The 16,510-nt window shown below is 31.4% G+C and carries 15 protein-coding genes; all 15 read right to left on the reverse strand.

Annotation, left to right across the window (positions count from 1 at the left end):
• Window positions 1–7 precede the first annotated feature (7 nt).
• The 15 genes from hisH to ABD715_RS03380 all read right to left on the reverse strand — a co-directional run bounded on the left by hisH (window position 8) and on the right by ABD715_RS03380 (window position 16,457).
• Entirely contained in the window at window positions 8–589 is a 582-nt protein-coding gene (hisH, locus tag ABD715_RS03310) for an imidazole glycerol phosphate synthase subunit HisH (RefSeq protein WP_344786643.1), read from the reverse strand.
• A gap of 52 nt (window positions 590–641) precedes the next feature.
• Window positions 642–1,778: a bifunctional histidinol-phosphatase/imidazoleglycerol-phosphate dehydratase HisB gene (hisB, locus tag ABD715_RS03315; RefSeq protein WP_344786644.1), complete on the reverse strand. Its 1,137-nt coding sequence runs from the start codon at window positions 1,776–1,778 to the stop codon at window positions 642–644.
• Complete coding sequence (hisC, locus tag ABD715_RS03320; protein WP_344786645.1) at window positions 1,778–2,803, reverse strand: histidinol-phosphate transaminase; 1,026 nt, start codon at window positions 2,801–2,803, stop codon at window positions 1,778–1,780. Before hisC ends, hisB begins: the two co-directional genes overlap by 1 nt.
• The gene (gene hisD, locus ABD715_RS03325) at window positions 2,796–4,085 is read right to left on the reverse strand and encodes a histidinol dehydrogenase (protein ID WP_344786646.1); all 1,290 of its coding nucleotides are present in this window, start codon (window positions 4,083–4,085) and stop codon (window positions 2,796–2,798) included. Before hisD ends, hisC begins: the two co-directional genes overlap by 8 nt.
• A 56-nt stretch (window positions 4,086–4,141) precedes the next feature.
• A complete protein-coding gene (hisG, locus tag ABD715_RS03330) occupies window positions 4,142–4,999 on the reverse strand; it encodes an ATP phosphoribosyltransferase (RefSeq protein WP_344786647.1) in 858 nt (285 codons plus the stop codon).
• 386 nt (window positions 5,000–5,385) lie between these two features.
• Window positions 5,386–6,201 (reverse strand): prohibitin family protein, encoded by an 816-nt coding sequence (locus ABD715_RS03335; RefSeq protein WP_344786648.1) that lies wholly within the window; start codon window positions 6,199–6,201, stop codon window positions 5,386–5,388.
• Window positions 6,202–6,214: 13 nt separating this feature from the next.
• Window positions 6,215–7,900: a VWA domain-containing protein gene (locus ABD715_RS03340; protein WP_344786649.1), complete on the reverse strand. Its 1,686-nt coding sequence runs from the start codon at window positions 7,898–7,900 to the stop codon at window positions 6,215–6,217.
• A 401-nt stretch (window positions 7,901–8,301) separates the two neighbouring features.
• Window positions 8,302–9,048, reverse strand: coding sequence for a 3-oxoacyl-[acyl-carrier-protein] reductase (gene fabG, locus ABD715_RS03345; protein WP_344786650.1), 747 nt, complete (start codon window positions 9,046–9,048; stop codon window positions 8,302–8,304).
• A 245-nt stretch (window positions 9,049–9,293) separates the two neighbouring features.
• Complete coding sequence (sucD, locus tag ABD715_RS03350) at window positions 9,294–10,166, reverse strand: succinate--CoA ligase subunit alpha (RefSeq protein WP_344786651.1); 873 nt, start codon at window positions 10,164–10,166, stop codon at window positions 9,294–9,296.
• 98 nt (window positions 10,167–10,264) lie between these two features.
• On the reverse strand, window positions 10,265–11,209 hold the full coding sequence (locus ABD715_RS03355; protein WP_344786652.1) for a UDP-3-O-(3-hydroxymyristoyl)glucosamine N-acyltransferase: 945 nt from the start codon (window positions 11,207–11,209) through the stop codon (window positions 10,265–10,267).
• 30 nt (window positions 11,210–11,239) lie between these two features.
• Window positions 11,240–11,809, reverse strand: coding sequence for an elongation factor P (efp, locus tag ABD715_RS03360; protein ID WP_344786653.1), 570 nt, complete (start codon window positions 11,807–11,809; stop codon window positions 11,240–11,242).
• A 60-nt stretch (window positions 11,810–11,869) separates the two neighbouring features.
• A complete protein-coding gene (gene lpxA / locus ABD715_RS03365; protein ID WP_344786654.1) occupies window positions 11,870–12,655 on the reverse strand; it encodes an acyl-ACP--UDP-N-acetylglucosamine O-acyltransferase in 786 nt (261 codons plus the stop codon).
• A 10-nt stretch (window positions 12,656–12,665) separates the two neighbouring features.
• Window positions 12,666–14,072 (reverse strand): bifunctional UDP-3-O-[3-hydroxymyristoyl] N-acetylglucosamine deacetylase/3-hydroxyacyl-ACP dehydratase, encoded by a 1,407-nt coding sequence (locus tag ABD715_RS03370; RefSeq protein ID WP_344786655.1) that lies wholly within the window; start codon window positions 14,070–14,072, stop codon window positions 12,666–12,668.
• Window positions 14,072–15,085, reverse strand: coding sequence for a UDP-3-O-(3-hydroxymyristoyl)glucosamine N-acyltransferase (gene lpxD / locus ABD715_RS03375; RefSeq protein WP_344786656.1), 1,014 nt, complete (start codon window positions 15,083–15,085; stop codon window positions 14,072–14,074). The genes ABD715_RS03370 and lpxD overlap by 1 nt, the downstream gene beginning before the upstream one ends.
• Window positions 15,086–15,236: 151 nt before the next feature.
• Window positions 15,237–16,457 (reverse strand): HD domain-containing protein, encoded by a 1,221-nt coding sequence (locus tag ABD715_RS03380; RefSeq protein ID WP_344786657.1) that lies wholly within the window; start codon window positions 16,455–16,457, stop codon window positions 15,237–15,239.
• Between the last annotated feature and the right edge of the window lie 53 nt (window positions 16,458–16,510).

Below are 16,510 nucleotides of genomic sequence, written 5' to 3' on the forward strand. Positions count from 1 at the left end.
CCTCTTGCTATAACTCTAAAAAATTCTCTAATATTTTTGCTCCTGCAGTACTACTTTTTTCTGGATGAAATTGTACGCCATAAAAATTATTATGTTGCAAAGCAGAAGCGTAATTAATACCATAATCTGTTTTAGCTATTGTTTCTTCGCAATGTTCTGCATAATAACTATGTACCAAATACATGTATTCGTTTTCTTTAATGCCTTTAAACAAATTAGATTTTAAATCTTTTATAACATTCCATCCCATTTGTGGCACTTTCACATTATTATCAAAACGTTTTACATCGGTTTGAAAAATGCCAATTCCTTTTGTATTTCCTTCCTCTGTAGATTTACAAAGTAATTGCATACCTAAACAAATGCCTAAAACAGGTTGTTTAAGTGTTGGTATTAATTTATCTAAACCACTTTCGCGTAACATTTTCATGGCACTACTGGCTTCTCCAACACCTGGAAATATAATTTTATCTGCAGCAATAATTTCATCTGGATTATTTGATAAAACAGCATCAACTCCCAAACGTTTAAAAGCAAATTGTATGCTTTTAATATTTCCTGCTCCGTAATTTATTATAACTAATTTCATTTTATTTTTTAAGCTTTTAGCTTCTTACTATTAGCCAATAGTAAATAGTTGTTTAAAGCATTCCTTTTGTACTTGGTAAAAACATTTTATTTGAATCTCTTTTTACAGCCATTTTCATGGCTTTCGCAAATGCTTTAAAAATACCTTCTATTTTATGATGCTCGTTAACACCTTCTGCTTTTACATTTAAGTTACATTTGGCACCATCTGTAAACGATTTAAATAAGTGAAAAAACATTTCTGTTGGCATATCGCCTATTTTTTCTCGCTTAAATTCGGCATCCCATTCTAACCAGTTTCTTCCACCAAAATCGACAGCAACTTGTGCTAAACAATCATCCATTGGTAAACAAAACCCATATCGCTCTATACCTAACTTATTTCCTAAAGCTTTATTAAATAATTCACCTAAAGCAATCATGGTATCTTCTATGGTATGGTGCTCGTCTACATTTAAATCACCATCAACCTTAACGGTTAAATCCATGGCACCATGGCGACCAATTTGATCTAGCATATGGTCGAAAAACGATAAACCCGTATTTATATCATTCTTCCCTGTTCCGTCTAAGTTTAATTTAATATAAATTTTAGTTTCGTTGGTGTTACGTGTAATCTCTACTACACGATCTTCTAATTTTAAAAACTCATAAATTTTAGACCAATCTGTACTTGTTAAAGCAATACAATCTAAAATCTCTTGTTTAGAGCTTTCTATTTCGTTAGCACCTAATTCTGGATCTTCTGATAAAAAAATACCTTTTGCTCCTAAATTTTTGGCAAGCTCCATATCGGTAATTCTATCGCCTAAAACGAAAGAGTTTTTTAAATCGTAATTTTCTGAGAAATACTTAGTTAGTAAACCTGTTCTAGGCTTTCGTGTTTCGGCATTTTCGTGAGGAAACGTTTTATCTATGTGTACTTCTGTAAAAACTACTCCTTCTTTAGCAAAAGCATCTATTATTTTATTTTGAGCTGGCCAAAAGGTATTTTCAGGAAAAGCATCTGTTCCTAATCCGTCTTGATTGGTTACCATAACCAATTCGTAATCCAACTCACTAGCTATTTTAGCCATGTATTGAAACACTTTTGGGTAATATTCTAATTTTTCTAAACTATCTAATTGATAATCTACAGGTGGCTCTAATACCAAAGTCCCGTCTCTGTCTATAAAAAGTACTTTTTTCATTATATAGATTTTAAAGTATCTATTAATATTTTATTCTCTTCTGGTGTACCAACTGTAATACGAATACAATTATCCACTTGTGTATTTCTGTTTCTAACAATAACCTTTTTATCAATTAAATATTGATAAGTTTTATTAGCATTGTCTACCTCTATCAATAAAAAATTGGCATCGGTAGGATATATTTTTTTAACAATAGAAAGCTTATTTAAAGCTTCTTTAAGTTTTGTTCTCTCTAATAGAATAGTATCAATATTAGCCTTAACCAATTCTAAATTATTTAATCGATTTAAAACAGCTTCTTGATTTAAAGTACTTACGTTATATGGCGGTTTTACACGATTATATAAGTTAATAATAGCTTCACTTGCGTAAGCAACACCAACCCTAACTCCTGCTAAACCCCAAGCTTTACTAAACGTTTGACTAACTATTAAATTATTATATGTATTAATATTTTTTATAAACGATGCTTGCGAACTAAAATCGATATATGCCTCATCTACAATTACAATACCATTAAAATTCTCTAAAATATATTTTAAATCATCCGGATTTAAATTGTTTGCTGTTGGGTTATTAGGCGAACAAATAAAAATGATTTTTACATCTTCAAAATCTAAATATGGCTGTAATTGGTTTAGGTTTATTTGAAAATCATTAATTAAAGGTTGCTTAATTAGCTCTATATTATTGATGTTTGCAGACACATCGTACATACCGTATGTTGGAGAAAAGGTTAACACCTTATCTTTTCCTGGTTCACAAAAAATTCGAAATGCCAAATCGATAACTTCATCACTTCCGTTACCAACAAAAATCTGGTTTGTTTCTACGTTTTTAATAGCAGACAGTTTGTCTTTAATTGCCTTTTGTTGAGGGTCTGGATATCTATTTAAGGTTCCAAACGGATTTTCATTGGCATCCAAAAAAACATCGGCAGTGCCTTTAAATTCATCTCTTGCAGATGAATAGGCCTTTAAATTCCATATGTTATTTCTAACAATATTTTTCAAATTAATCATTTTTCAACGCTTTTAATCTAATGGATACTGCATTTTTATGTGCCTGTAAACCTTCTGCTTCTGCCATTAATTCTATAGTCTCTCCAATATTTAAAATACCTTCTTTAGATATTTTTTGAAATGTCATATTCTTTAAAAAGCTATCTAAATTCACACCAGAATAAGCTTTTGTAAAACCGTTGGTTGGTAACGTATGGTTGGTTCCAGATGCATAATCGCCTGCACTTTCTGGGGTATAATTACCAATAAAAACAGAACCAGCATTAAGTATACCATCTATATAAAAATCATCATTTTTTGTACAAATAATAAAGTGCTCTGGGCCATATTCATTAATCATATCTAAAGCTAACTCATTATTTTCTACATAAATTAACTTAGAATTCGATATAGCTTGTTCTGCAATCGCTTTACGCGGAAGTACAGCCATTTGCGACTCCACTTCATCTGAAACAGTTTGTAGTAAGTCTTTTGATGTTGATACTAATATTACTTGACTATCTGCACCATGCTCTGCTTGACTTAACAAATCTGAAGCTATAAAACTAGCATTTGCTGTTTCGTCTGCAACAACAAGCAATTCGCTTGGTCCAGCAGGCATATCTATAGCCACACCATGTTTTGTTGCTAATTGCTTTGCAACTGTAACAAACTGGTTTCCAGGTCCAAAAATTTTATAAACTTGTGGTATCGTTTCTGTGCCAAAAGTTAAACCCGCAATAGCTTGAATACCACCAACTTTTATAATTTTTGTAACACCACATAAATGCGCAGCATACATAATTTCTGCTGCTATTTTGCCTTCTTTGTTTGGAGGTGTACACAATACAATTTCTTTGCAACCCGCAATATTGGCAGGTGTAGCAAGCATTAAAACTGTTGAAAACAATGGAGCTGTGCCTCCAGGAATATATAAACCAACCTTTTGTATAGGTCTTTTTTCTTGCCAGCACTGCACACCTTTAGTTGTTTCTATTTCTACTTTAGATGTTTTTTGTACAGCATGAAAAGCTTCTATATTAGTTTTTGCTTTTTTTATAGCTTCTTGAAGCTTTGTAGAAACCATTTGGCTAGCATTAGCTAATTCTTCTTGTGTTACAATATTCGACTCTAAATCTACACCATCAAACTTAGCTGTGTATTTTTTTATAGCTATGTCTCCGTTACTTTTAACATCATTAAAAACATTGGTTACAATGTCCTCAATATCGTTTACAGTTTGTGTTGGTCGCTCTAAAATAGAAGTCCATTCACTTTGTTTCGGATTGTTAATTATTTGCATTTTAATTTGCTTTTAGATCCTTGCTTTTTGCTAATAGCAAACCGCTATAAGTTGTATTAAAGTACCATTTTCTCAATTGGACAAACTAAAAGACCTTCGGCCCCATTTTCTTTTAAAGCATCTATAACATCCCAAAATTCGTTTTCGTTAATTACAGAGTGTACAGAACTCCATCCTGCTTTTGCCAAAGGTAAAACGGTTGGACTTTTCATTCCTGGTAACACGTTAATAATGTCTTCAACCTTATCGTTTGGTGCGTTAAGCAATATATATTTAGATTGGCGTCCTTTTAAAACCGATTGAATTCTAAATTGAATTTTAGAAAGAATAGCTTGTCTTTCTTCATCTAAAATAGGAGAAACAGCTAATACTGCTTCCGATTTTAAAAGCACTTCAATTTCTTTTAATCCATTTTTAAATAAAGTGCTTCCACTAGAAACAATATCACAAATACCATCTGCTAAACCAATGCTTGGTGCTATTTCTACCGAGCCATTAATAATGTGAAGTTTAGCATCTATACCCTGTGCTTTTAAAAACTTTTTAACCGTTTCTGGGTAAGATGTTGCTATGCGTTTTCCGTTTAAATCTTTTAAACTAGTATCTTTAGAGTCTTTTGGTACAGCAATAGATACTTTACATTTAGAAAAGCCTAAACGTTCTACAAACTTTAAATCTTGTCCTTTTTCTATTAAAACGTTTTCTCCAATAATAGCAGCATCTACAACGCCATCTCTTAAATATTGAGGGATATCTCCGTTTCTTAAATAGAATACTTCAACAGGAAAGTTTCTTGCCGATGCTTTTAATTGGTCTTTTCCATTATCAATAGAAATTCCAATGGCTTTTAAAATTTTCATCGAGTCTTCGTTTAAACGTCCCGATTTTTGTACTGCAATTCTTAATTTACTCATTGTGTTTTTGTTATGAGTTTGAAACAATCAATTCTAGATTTAAATTAAAAAACCCGCTTGATTGTCTCAAACGGGTTTAAAAATATGTTGATATTATTCAATACATCTTCAGTTCGCTTGAAAGCAAATTTGAAAATGATGATGTAATTGAATAAAAGTCATGCCTTTGTTATTTAACACTACAAATATGCGAATTTTATGTTTATAATTCCAAATAATGAAATTAAAATTCTTAATATTTATAAATTTTCTATTTTATAGCTGTTTTAGCTAATTAATATTCAAAATAACGTTTAAAATATTGAATTATTTATTCAATAAAAAAATCCTTTAAGTTTTACCTCAAAGGATTTAATATGTGTTTTAACGTTTAAAAATAGAAAAACTTATTGGTTTCCTAATATAATAGGCATTCCACTATCTCCAGAACCAATAACAACAACTTTACTGTTGTTAGACTCAGAAAGTTTAATGGTAGCTTCAATACCTTTGTCTTGAAGAATCTTATCTGTTAAAGATGCGCTTAAAATTTTATTAGCATCAGCCTTACCTTGTGCTTCAATAATTTGCTTTTCTGCTTCCTTTGCAGCAGTAACCAGTCTAAATTCATATTCTAAAGATTCTTGTTCTTGTTTCAGTTTACGTTCAATAGCATCTTTAATAGTAGATGGTAATGTAACATCGCGAACTAAAACTTCGTTTAATTGTATAAATTGATCTTGAACAATTTTCTTTGTTTCTTCAAAAATTTCTTGTTGTATAGCATCTCTTTTGCTAGAGTATAATTGTTCTGGTGTATAGCGTCCAACAACACTTCTTGCTGCAGATCTTATGGCAGGGAGCAATACACGCTCTTTATACATTTCACTTTTTTCTTGATGTAATTTTCCTAAGTTTTTAAAATCTGGTTGAAACCAAACAGAAGCTTCTAATTTAATATCTAACCCGTTAGAAGATAAAACATTCATTTTTTCAAGAATTTCTTGTTGGCGTACCTCGTAAATAAAAACTTTATTCCATGGCGCTACAATATGAAAGCCCTCTCCCATAGCAGGTTGGTCTATAACAACCCCTTCGCCAAATGTTTTAAATAGTACGCCAGCTTCTCCAGAACCTATTGTTACTGCAGATTTTGATAAGACTACTATTAAAATAACTATTGCTATTATAAAAGGGAATGCAATTTTTGGTAATTTTTCCATTATTTATTTTTGTTTAAATTAATCCGTTATATTTTCTTAAAAACCACTCTGTTGCCAAGCTCAACGCTATTAAAAACAGTAGGTATTTCCAATCTACCAAAGGTAAGCTATTTTTGTTGCTTTTTTGTATGATGCTAAAACGATTGTCGTTAAGTAAATCGTTAATAATAGCCTCGCTTTCTGCTACAAAATAACTATTGCCATTACTGTTATTAGCTAACTGTTTTAGTTTTATGGTATTGGCATTTAAAAATTGTTGCTCTACATAATATTCTAGAATCTCAAAATCTCCGGAGCGCACTATATTCTCGCCTTTTGGAGATATTGTAAAACTATATTTAGAAGGCTTTAAGAAACTTAAATCTATAGTAAAGTTGTTGTTTTTTAATGTGAGCGGAAAAGTTTGCTCTTCTTTAGAGATAACATCTATTACTTTTATAATTAGTTCTGATCGTGTATCTAGTTCGTAATTTTTATCGAAATATTGTGCTTTAATTTCAACATTAGAATTCCCTTGATAAAAAGACTCAAATTCTATATTTAATCTGCTTCTTTTTTTGTTTGAAGCTAAATATTGCACTAGGCTATTTATAAAGTCGTCGAATTGATTAAACGACTTTGTATTTAAATAACTATGTAAACGCCACTGCCAAATATTTTCTCCTAACAAAAAGGCTTCTCTCCTACCATTATGTTCTGTTGTTGCAAGCAATGGATTATTAACCGAGACATTTCCTATTTTTTTCTTTAATAGAATTTGATAAGGTATAGCAAATTTAATATTACCATAATTAGAAAGTAATGGAGGAAACGATTCAAAATCGATATCGTCTACTATAAAAGGAGCGTAATTAAGGCTAAGAGAGCCTTGATAATTTTCTTCTTGTTTTGTTATTTCATATTGATAATTTTCGGAAACTGAATTAAGAAACTTTAAATCAGTTTTCGGGCCAATAACCACAAAATTATTTTTATTTTCTTTGTTAATGTAGTTATATAAATCTTTAAACTTATTGTTTGGCTGATAAATAATAACTAATTGAAAATCATTAATTTGTTTCAATATTGTTTTTGGGTTAAAAAAAGAAACAGTACGCTGTTCGTTACTTTCTATACTCTTTTTTAGAACGCCTAAATCTGGATGAGAAAAATCGCTAATAATAGCTATTTTTGTTTTTTGATTAATAACTTCTACTCCAAAATTTTTAGTGTTATTTATTTTGTTTTTTTCGTTTTCTAAGGCAGATAACGATGCAGTATATTTTGCAATACCAACTCTATTTGCTGGTAATGTAAAATTGAGAACCTTAGAGTTGTTGGTTTTAGTAAACTTTATTGTTTCTGAAAATAATATTGTTCCACCTCGTTTTACTGTAAATTGAGATGAAACAGGTGTGTTACCATTATAAACTACAATGGTTTCTACAGGAAATTTATTTTTTAAAAAAGCGTATTTATTTACGTTTAATTGATGAATTTTTAAATCTGAAAATACTGTTGTATCTCCCAATATTATGGGGTATACGGGTTGATTGTATGAAGAAGCATTAAATTCATAATCGTTTCCAAAGGTTTGATTTCCATCCGAAATTAAAACAATTGGAGATGTGCTTTTTTTATACACTTCAGATAAATCACTTAAAGCTTTATCTATATTAGTTTGATTTTTATTAAAGTTAATGGAGTCTGAAGAGCTCAATTTATCACTAAAAGCATAAGTAACTACATTAAATTTTTTATTTATAGCAGCGTTTTCTGTAATTAATTTTACTGTATTTAATGCTTTTTTAGATTGATTTAAATGTTTTATAGAAGACGAATTATCTACAGCAATAACTAAGTTTGGTCTCTCGGTATAAATTTGAGTTTGTTCAAATTTAGGATTTACAATAAGTAGTAAAATGCAAAATAAAGTAAGAAATCTTAAAAAAGTATATAAAACCTTCTTTTTTAGCGATGCTGCTGACTTGTACCAATACTGAAAAAGCGCTAATAATAGCGCTATAATTCCAGATAGTATAATATATATTGTTGTTTCTATTTCTATAAAATTTTACAATTTTTATTAAGTGTTTTCTTTTTAAGAAAACTTAATAAGAATTATGTAAGCATACCGCCATCTACATTTAATGTTTGTCCTGTTACATACGCCGATAAATCACTTGCTAAAAAGACACAAACATTGGCAACATCATCAGGAGTACCTCCTCTTTTTAAAGGAATTCCTGCGCGCCATCCTTTTACAACTTCTTCATCTAACTTAGCAGTCATTTCAGTTTCTATAAAACCAGGAGCAATTACATTACTTCTAATATTTCTAGAGCCTAACTCTAACGCAACAGACTTAGAAAAACCAATAATCCCTGCTTTTGATGCAGCATAATTAGTTTGTCCTGCGTTTCCTTTAACTCCAACAACAGAACTCATGTTTATAATAGAACCTTTGCGTTGCTTAAGCATGGTACGTTGTACTGCTTTTGTCATATTAAAAACAGACTTTAAGTTTACTTCTATAACGGTATCAAAATCTTCTTCGCTAATACGCATTAAAAGGTTATCTTTTGTAATACCAGCATTGTTTATTAAAATATCAATACTTCCAAATTCTTTAACAACATCTGCTGCTAGAGTTTGTGCATCGTCAAAATTAGCTGCATTACTTTTATAACCCTTAGCTTTTACGCCTAAATCGTTTAATTCTTTTTCTAGAGCGTTAGCTGCATCAACAGACGAGCTGTATGTAAATGCTACATTAGCGCCATGCTGAGCAAAAACTTGAGCAATTCCTCTTCCTATACCTCTACTTGCGCCTGTAATAATTGCTGTTTTTCCTTCTAATAATTTCATTTAAGATCTTTTTAGTTAAACGAATACTATAAATTAAAGCTAGATTCGTTCTGTTAATTGGTTAATTAATTTCAATTCAAATATAACAAATACTAGTTGCATCAAATAAAAAAATCTCACAAATTGTTACTCGATATAAGAATTGAAATGGTCTTTGTTTAAACAAACTATACATGTTGTTCAACTCAAAAAAAATCCGTTAACTAATAAAAGTTAACGGATTTAAATATTTTAAAAGCTGATTATTAACCTAATACTTCAGCAATTTTCTTTCCTATTTCAGCAGGAGAATCAACAACGTGAATTCCACATGCTCTCATAATTTCTTTTTTAGCTTGAGCCGTGTCATCGCTACCACCTACAATGGCGCCAGCATGTCCCATGGTACGTCCAGCAGGAGCAGTTTCACCAGCAATAAAACCAACAACTGGCTTTTTACTTCCACTAGCTTTATACCAGTTAGCAGCATCTGCTTCTAGTTGGCCTCCAATTTCACCAATCATAACAACAGCTTCAGTTTCGTCATCATTAATTAATAACTCAACAGCTTCTTTAGTTGTGGTTCCAATAATTGGATCTCCTCCTATACCAATAGCAGTAGTAATACCTAATCCTTGTTTTACAACTTGGTCTGCAGCTTCGTAAGTTAAAGTTCCAGATTTAGAAACGATACCTACTTTACCTTTTTTGAATACAAAACCTGGCATAATACCAACTTTAGCTTCACCTGGAGTAATAATTCCTGGGCAATTAGGGCCTATTAATCTACAAGATTTGTTTTTAATATAATTTGAAGCTTTAATCATATCTGCAACAGGGATACCTTCAGTAATTGTAATAATTACTTTAATACCTGCGTCTGCAGCTTCCATAATTGCATCTGCAGCAAATGCAGGTGGTACAAATATAATAGTTGTATCTGCGCCCGCTACATCGACAGCTTCTTGAACTGTATTAAAAACAGGTCTGTCTAAATGTGTTTGACCACCTTTACCTGGTGTAACTCCACCAACAACATTTGTTCCGTATTCAATCATTTGACTAGCATGAAATGTACCTTCACTACCTGTAAATCCTTGAACTATTATTTTTGAATCCTTATTTACTAAAACACTCATATGAGATAATTTATTCTTTATTAATTTAATATAACAAATGTAATTTTTTGAATTATATTTTTAAAGTAAAATGCCTTTTAATTTTATAAAAATATAATCTATTTTTTTTCTACTTGCTTTAATTGCTCTAAAATGTCTGGAATTTTTTTTATTGCAGCAATTTCTTTATACTTTGATCGAAAATCATCTGCAGGAATACCAAAATAACTTTTATGTCCTGGCAAAGATTTGCTAACGCCTGCTTTTGCAGAAATTACAGCTTTGGTTCCTATGGTTATTCCGCTAGTAATTCCCACTTGTCCCCAAATGGTTACTTCGTCTTCTATTATTACACAACCAGCTATACCTACTTGCGATGCTATTAAACATTTTTTACCTATTACGGTATCGTGACCAATTTGTACTTGATTATCTATTTTGGCGCCTTCTTTTATTCTTGTGTCTGCTGTTACGCCTCTATCAATGGTACAACCTGCGCCAATATCTACGTGGTCTTCTATAGCTACACGACCACTTGATTTTAATCTATCGAAACCTTCGGGTCTTTTTTTATAATAAAAAGCATTAGCTCCTAAAACGCTTCCAGAGTGTATGGTTACGTAATTGCCAATTACAGCATCATCGTAAATGCTAACATTAGAATGTATTACACAATTATCGCCAATAACAACATTATGACCAATAAAAGTATTGGGCTGAATAACTGTATTTTTACCAATTATTGCTGTATTAGAAATTTGACTGCTAGCAGAAAGAAAAGGCTTAAAATGATTGGTAAGCTTATTAAAATCTCTAAAAGGATCGTCGCTTACTAAAAGCGCTTTACCTTCTGGACAGTCTACCTCTTTATTTATTAGAATAATGGTAGCTGCAGATTCTAGAGCTTTATCATAATATTTTGGATGATCTACAAAAACGATATCTCCCGGTTCTACTACATGAATTTCGTTCATGCCTAGAACTTGAAAATTTTCGTCGCCAACAAATGCACTGCCTATTAAGTCTGCTATTTGCTTTAATGTGTATGGTTTAGAAAGCTTCATTATTAATTTACTGCTTATTAGCAACTAAAATTACTCTTTTACACGCTCTTTATAAGTTCCTTTAGCAGTTTCAATTTTAATTTTGTCTCCTTCATTAATAAATAAAGGTACGTTAACTTCTGCTCCTGTTTCTACTGTGGCAGGTTTTGTTGCATTTGTAGCTGTGTTTCCTTTTACACCTGGCTCTGTATGAGTTACTTCCAAAATAACACTTGCTGGTAAATCTACAGATAATGGTGCATTATCTTCTGTATTAATTAATACAGTTACAACTTCTCCTTCTTTCATTAATCCAGGGTTATCAAGAGATGCTTCTGTTAGCTGAATTTGAGTGTAATCGGCAGTATTCATAAAATGATAATATTCACCATCATTATATAAAAATTGAAATTTATGAGTTTCTACACGAACATCGTCAAGTTTATGTCCAGCAGAAAAAGTGTTATCTAATACTTTTCCTGTTGTTACACTCTTCATTTTAGTTCTTACAAATGCAGGCCCTTTTCCTGGTTTTACGTGTAAAAACTCAATAATTTTGTAAATATCATTATTGTAACGAAGACATAATCCGTTTCTAATGTCGCTTGTTGTTGCTGCCATAATTTAGTTTGTTAAAATTTTGTACTTGCTTTAGATGTATATATAAAAATCTAAAGTAATTTAATTTGATTTAAAATATCCTTTCATAATTCCTCGATGTGAATTCTTAATAAATTGAAGAATTTCATCACGTTCTGGAGTTGCCTCCATTTCAGCCTCGATAATTTCTGCAGCCTGTGTATTATTGTAATTTTTTTGATAGAGAATTCTAAAAATATTTTGAATTTCTCTTATTTTTTCTGTGCTATATCCTCGTCGTCTTAATCCAACAGAATTAATACCCACATAAGATAAAGGTTCTCTTGCTGCTTTTACAAACGGAGGAACATCTTTTCTTACCAAAGATCCACCAGTTACAAAGGCATGATTTCCAACAGATACAAATTGATGTACAGCTGTCATTCCTGCTAAAACAACATAATCGCCAATAGTAATATGTCCTGCTAAGGTGCTGTTGTTAGAAAAAATACAATTTCTGCCCACTATACAATCGTGAGCTACGTGGCAATATGCCATAATTAAACAGTTGTCTCCAATCACTGTTTTCATTCTATCTGCTGTACCTCTATTTATGGTAACACATTCTCTTATAGTTACATTATCTCCTATTTCTACAGTTGTTTCCTCGTCATTATATTTTAAATCTTGAGGTACTGCAGAAATTACAGAGCCTGGAAAAATATTACAATTTTTTCCTATTCGTGCACCTTCCATAATGGTTACGTTACTACCAATCCATGTTCCTTCTCCAATTTTTACATTATTATGGATGGTTGTAAATGGCTCAATAACTACATTTTTTGCAATTTTTGCACCTGGGTGCACATAAGCTAACGGTTGATTCATTTTTACCTTTTTATTTTACTTTAGATATTTGCGCCATAAGCTCTGCCTCTGCACAAAGTTTTCCATTAGCATATGCATAGCCTTGCATATGGCAAATTCCTCTTCTTATTGGTGTTATTAACGAGCATTTAAAAATTAAAGTATCGCCAGGGCTTACCTTTCTTTTAAACTTAACGTTATCCATTTTCATGAAAAATGTTAAATAATTTTCTGGATCTGGCACCGTGTTTAAAACTAATACACCTCCAGTTTGTGCCATTGCTTCTACTATTAAAACACCTGGCATAACTGGTGCTCCAGGGAAATGACCAGCGAAAAACGACTCGTTCATCGTTACATTTTTCATGGCAATAACATGATTTTCTGATAATTCGAAAACCTTGTCTATTAACAAAAATGGCTGCCTGTGTGGTAGCATAGCCATTATTTGATTAACATCCATTAAAGGTTCTTGATTTAAATCTATGTTAGGAACGTAATTACGTCTTTCGTTTTTAATAATTTTAGACATTTTTTTAGCAAACTGCGTGTTTACATAATGCCCAGGTTTATTAGCTATAATTTTACCACGAATTCTTGTTCGTATTAAAGCTAAATCTCCTAAAACGTCAAGAAGTTTATGTCTTGCTGCTTCATTAGGGTGATGCAGCGTTAAGTTGTCTAAAATACCATTTGGTTTAACCGCTATGTTATCTTTCTTAAAAGCAAGTCTTAATTTCTCCATAGTTTCAGGAGATAATTCTTTATCTACATAAACAATGGCGTTATTTAAATCGCCTCCTTTTATTAAACCATGCTCTAATAACATTTCTATTTCGTGAAGAAAACTAAATGTTCTTGAATCTGAGATATCTTTTTTAAAGTCTGAAACTTTATTTAAAGTTGCATTTTGAGTACCTAAAACTTTAGTGCCAAAATCTACCATGGTAGTTATTTGGTATTCTTTAGAAGGCATTAATAGAATTTCGCTTCCTGTTTCTTCGTCTGCATAAGAGATAATATCTGTAACCACAAATTCTTCTCTAAAGGCATCCAATTCTACAATGCCAGCTTTTTCAATTGCTTCAACAAAAAACTTAGAAGAACCATCCATAATTGGAGGTTCTGCTTCATTAAGCTCTATTAAAACATTATCTACATCTAATCCTACTAATGCAGCTAAAACATGTTCTGATGTTTGAATAGTTACCCCGTTTTTTTCTAAGCAAGTACCGCGTTGTGTGTTTGTTACATAATTGGCATCTGCAGCAATAACAGGTTGTCCTTCTAAGTCTACCCTTTTAAAAGCATAACCAGAGTTTGCTGTAGATGGTTTAAAAGTTAATGTTACATTTTTACCTGTGTGTAACCCAACGCCAGTTAAAGAAACTTCTTTAGCTATTGTTTTTTGTTTAATTTCTGTATTGATTATAGCCATTATTTTTTATCTAAATCATTTATAGTTTTTACAATCTTTGGTAAATTTTTAAAATGCACATACGATTTGTTATAATCTGTTAGTGCAAGTGCAGGAGAGCCTTGCAGCACCTCATTGTCTTTTACATGCCTGCCAATACCAGATTGTGCTTGTATCTTTACATTATTTCCAATGGTAATATGCCCAACAATACCAACTTGACCTCCTATTTGGCAATTTTCGCCAATTTTGGTAGATCCAGCCACGCCCGTTTGTGCTGCTATTACGGTATTCTTTCCTATTTCTACGTTATGAGCTATTTGTATATGGTTGTCTAGTTTTACACCTGCTCTTATTATGGTAGATCCCATTGTGGCTCTGTCTATAGTGGTTCCTGCACCTATATCGACAAAATCTTCAATAATTACATTACCTATTTGTGGTATTTTATTATAGCCTCCTTCTTCGTTTGGAGCAAAACCAAATCCGTCTGCACCAATTATGCACCCAGAATTAACAACAGAGTTTTTACCTATTACTGTTTCTGAGTAAATTTTTGCTCCTGCAAAAATAATGGTGTTATCGTCTATACTTACATTGTCGCCAATGTATGCACTAGGAAAAATTTTAACATTATTACCTAAAGACACGTTGTTACCAATGTAGCTAAATGCTCCTATATATATGTTATCGCCTTGCTTTGTAGATTCTGATATGTACGAGGGTTGCTCTATACCTACTTTATTTAATTTTACAGAATTATAATATTCTAATATCTTAGAAAACGCTATGTATGCATCGTCTACTTTAATTAATGTAGTATTAATAGTGTTTTCTGGCTCGAAACTTTTGTTAACAATAGTTACAGAGGCTTTTGTAGAATATATATGAGACGTATATTTTGGGTTTGCTAAAAAGGTTAAAGAACCTTCTGAGCCTTCTTCTATTTTTGAGAGTGTAGATACTTCAATGTCGGGGTTACCAACAACATCTCCTTCTAATATACCCGCTATTTGTTGCGCTGTAAACTTCACACTTTTTGTTTAGTTGTTTTGTTTGAATGACGCAAAAATAGGAAAAATGTACTAAAGTTTTCACTGCGACTTTATCTATTGTCTTTTTATTAGTAAACCTTTGCTAAATTAGCTTAAACAGAGTTATTTATAAATAATATGATTTTATAGATTATTTGCTTTGTTTAGGGTAGCATAAATAATACTTAGTAACAGGTTTAGATAAAGCTTTAAGATTTAGTTGATCTGATGCTTTTACAATATCTTCAATTTTACCAGACTTGTGCAAAATGTTAATATTTTGAGTTTCTAAATGATATGCTTGATTAGAAATACGTCCTGTAAAAACAAAATACTCGGCTTCGTTCCTATCAATTTGATGTGTATTCATCAATTCTTCAATATGCGACTCTAAAAGGTGTGTTTTAATTTTTTTATTTTTCACCTTAATTTTAAGTAAATTTCTATTAATAATCATCTCGCATAAATTGCTAAGCACAAAATCTGAATGAAACATCCATTCTTTCATGGCAGAAACAATATCAAAATCATCTAAAGCAGAAAATAGGTTTAGAGTTTCGTTATTAAAATCTTCTATATTTATTTCATTATCCAAAAAGAATTGTAGAGCTTTACTTGCATGCAGTTTTTCGCCCTTGCTATTTAATTCTTTGGCCCGTTTTAAAACTCTAATTAGCAACTGCTCTGCAGCTAACCCTGTTTTATGTAAATACACCTGCCAATACATTAATCGTCTTGCAATAATAAATTTTTCGACACTGTAAATTCCTTTTTCTTCAATTACTAAGTTATCATCAACTACATTAAGCATGGTAATTAAGCGTTCGCTATTTACATTGCCTTCTGCTACACCGGTATAAAAACTATCTCGTTTTAAATAATCGGCTCTATCAATATCTAATTGCCCAGAAATTAATTGAAGCATAAAGTTTCGGTTATATTCACCTTTAAAAATTTTAATGGCAAGCGTTAAACTTCCGTTAAATTCCTGGTTAAGTTTCTCCATAAATAGAAGCGAAATTTGCTCGTGAGATACACCATTTACAATACTATGTTCCATAGCATGAGAGAATGGGCCATGGCCAATATCATGTAATAAAATAGCAATATATAGAGCTTCTTCTTCGTCTTTAGAAATAGTAACTTCTTTAAAACGAAGCACTTTAACCACTTGTTGCATTAAATGCACACAACCAATAGCGTGATGAAAACGTGTGTGATGCGCCCCTGGATATACTAAATAAGACATCCCCATTTGGGTTATACGTCTTAAACGCTGAAAATACTTATGCTGTATTAAATCGAAAATAAGAGAATTCGGAATAGTAATAAATCCGTAAATTGGGTCGTTTAATATTTTAAGTTTATTCAAACTTTATATTTTATATTATTTATAGTACAAATATAAATATTAATCGTACCATA

The sequence above is a fragment of the Postechiella marina genome (genome assembly GCF_039538365.1).
Taxonomy (GTDB): domain Bacteria; phylum Bacteroidota; class Bacteroidia; order Flavobacteriales; family Flavobacteriaceae; genus Postechiella; species Postechiella marina.

Excerpts from the sequence above, each read along its gene's own strand:
- hisH (WP_344786643.1), bottom strand. The coding sequence starts at position 589 with ATGAAATTAGTTATAATAAATTACGGAGCAGGAAATATTAAAAGCATA.
- hisB (WP_344786644.1), bottom strand. The coding sequence starts at position 1,778 with ATGAAAAAAGTACTTTTTATAGACAGAGACGGGACTTTGGTATTAGAG.
- hisC (WP_344786645.1), bottom strand. The coding sequence starts at position 2,803 with ATGATTAATTTGAAAAATATTGTTAGAAATAACATATGGAATTTAAAG.
- hisD (WP_344786646.1), bottom strand. The coding sequence starts at position 4,085 with ATGCAAATAATTAACAATCCGAAACAAAGTGAATGGACTTCTATTTTA.
- hisG (WP_344786647.1), bottom strand. The coding sequence starts at position 4,999 with ATGAGTAAATTAAGAATTGCAGTACAAAAATCGGGACGTTTAAACGAA.
- ABD715_RS03335 (WP_344786648.1), bottom strand. The coding sequence starts at position 6,201 with ATGGAAAAATTACCAAAAATTGCATTCCCTTTTATAATAGCAATAGTT.
- fabG (WP_344786650.1), bottom strand. The coding sequence starts at position 9,048 with ATGAAATTATTAGAAGGAAAAACAGCAATTATTACAGGCGCAAGTAGA.
- sucD (WP_344786651.1), bottom strand. The coding sequence starts at position 10,166 with ATGAGTGTTTTAGTAAATAAGGATTCAAAAATAATAGTTCAAGGATTT.
- ABD715_RS03355 (WP_344786652.1), bottom strand. The coding sequence starts at position 11,209 with ATGAAGCTTTCTAAACCATACACATTAAAGCAAATAGCAGACTTAATA.
- efp (WP_344786653.1), bottom strand. The coding sequence starts at position 11,809 with ATGGCAGCAACAACAAGCGACATTAGAAACGGATTATGTCTTCGTTAC.
- lpxA (WP_344786654.1), bottom strand. The coding sequence starts at position 12,655 with ATGAATCAACCGTTAGCTTATGTGCACCCAGGTGCAAAAATTGCAAAA.
- ABD715_RS03370 (WP_344786655.1), bottom strand. The coding sequence starts at position 14,072 with ATGGCTATAATCAATACAGAAATTAAACAAAAAACAATAGCTAAAGAA.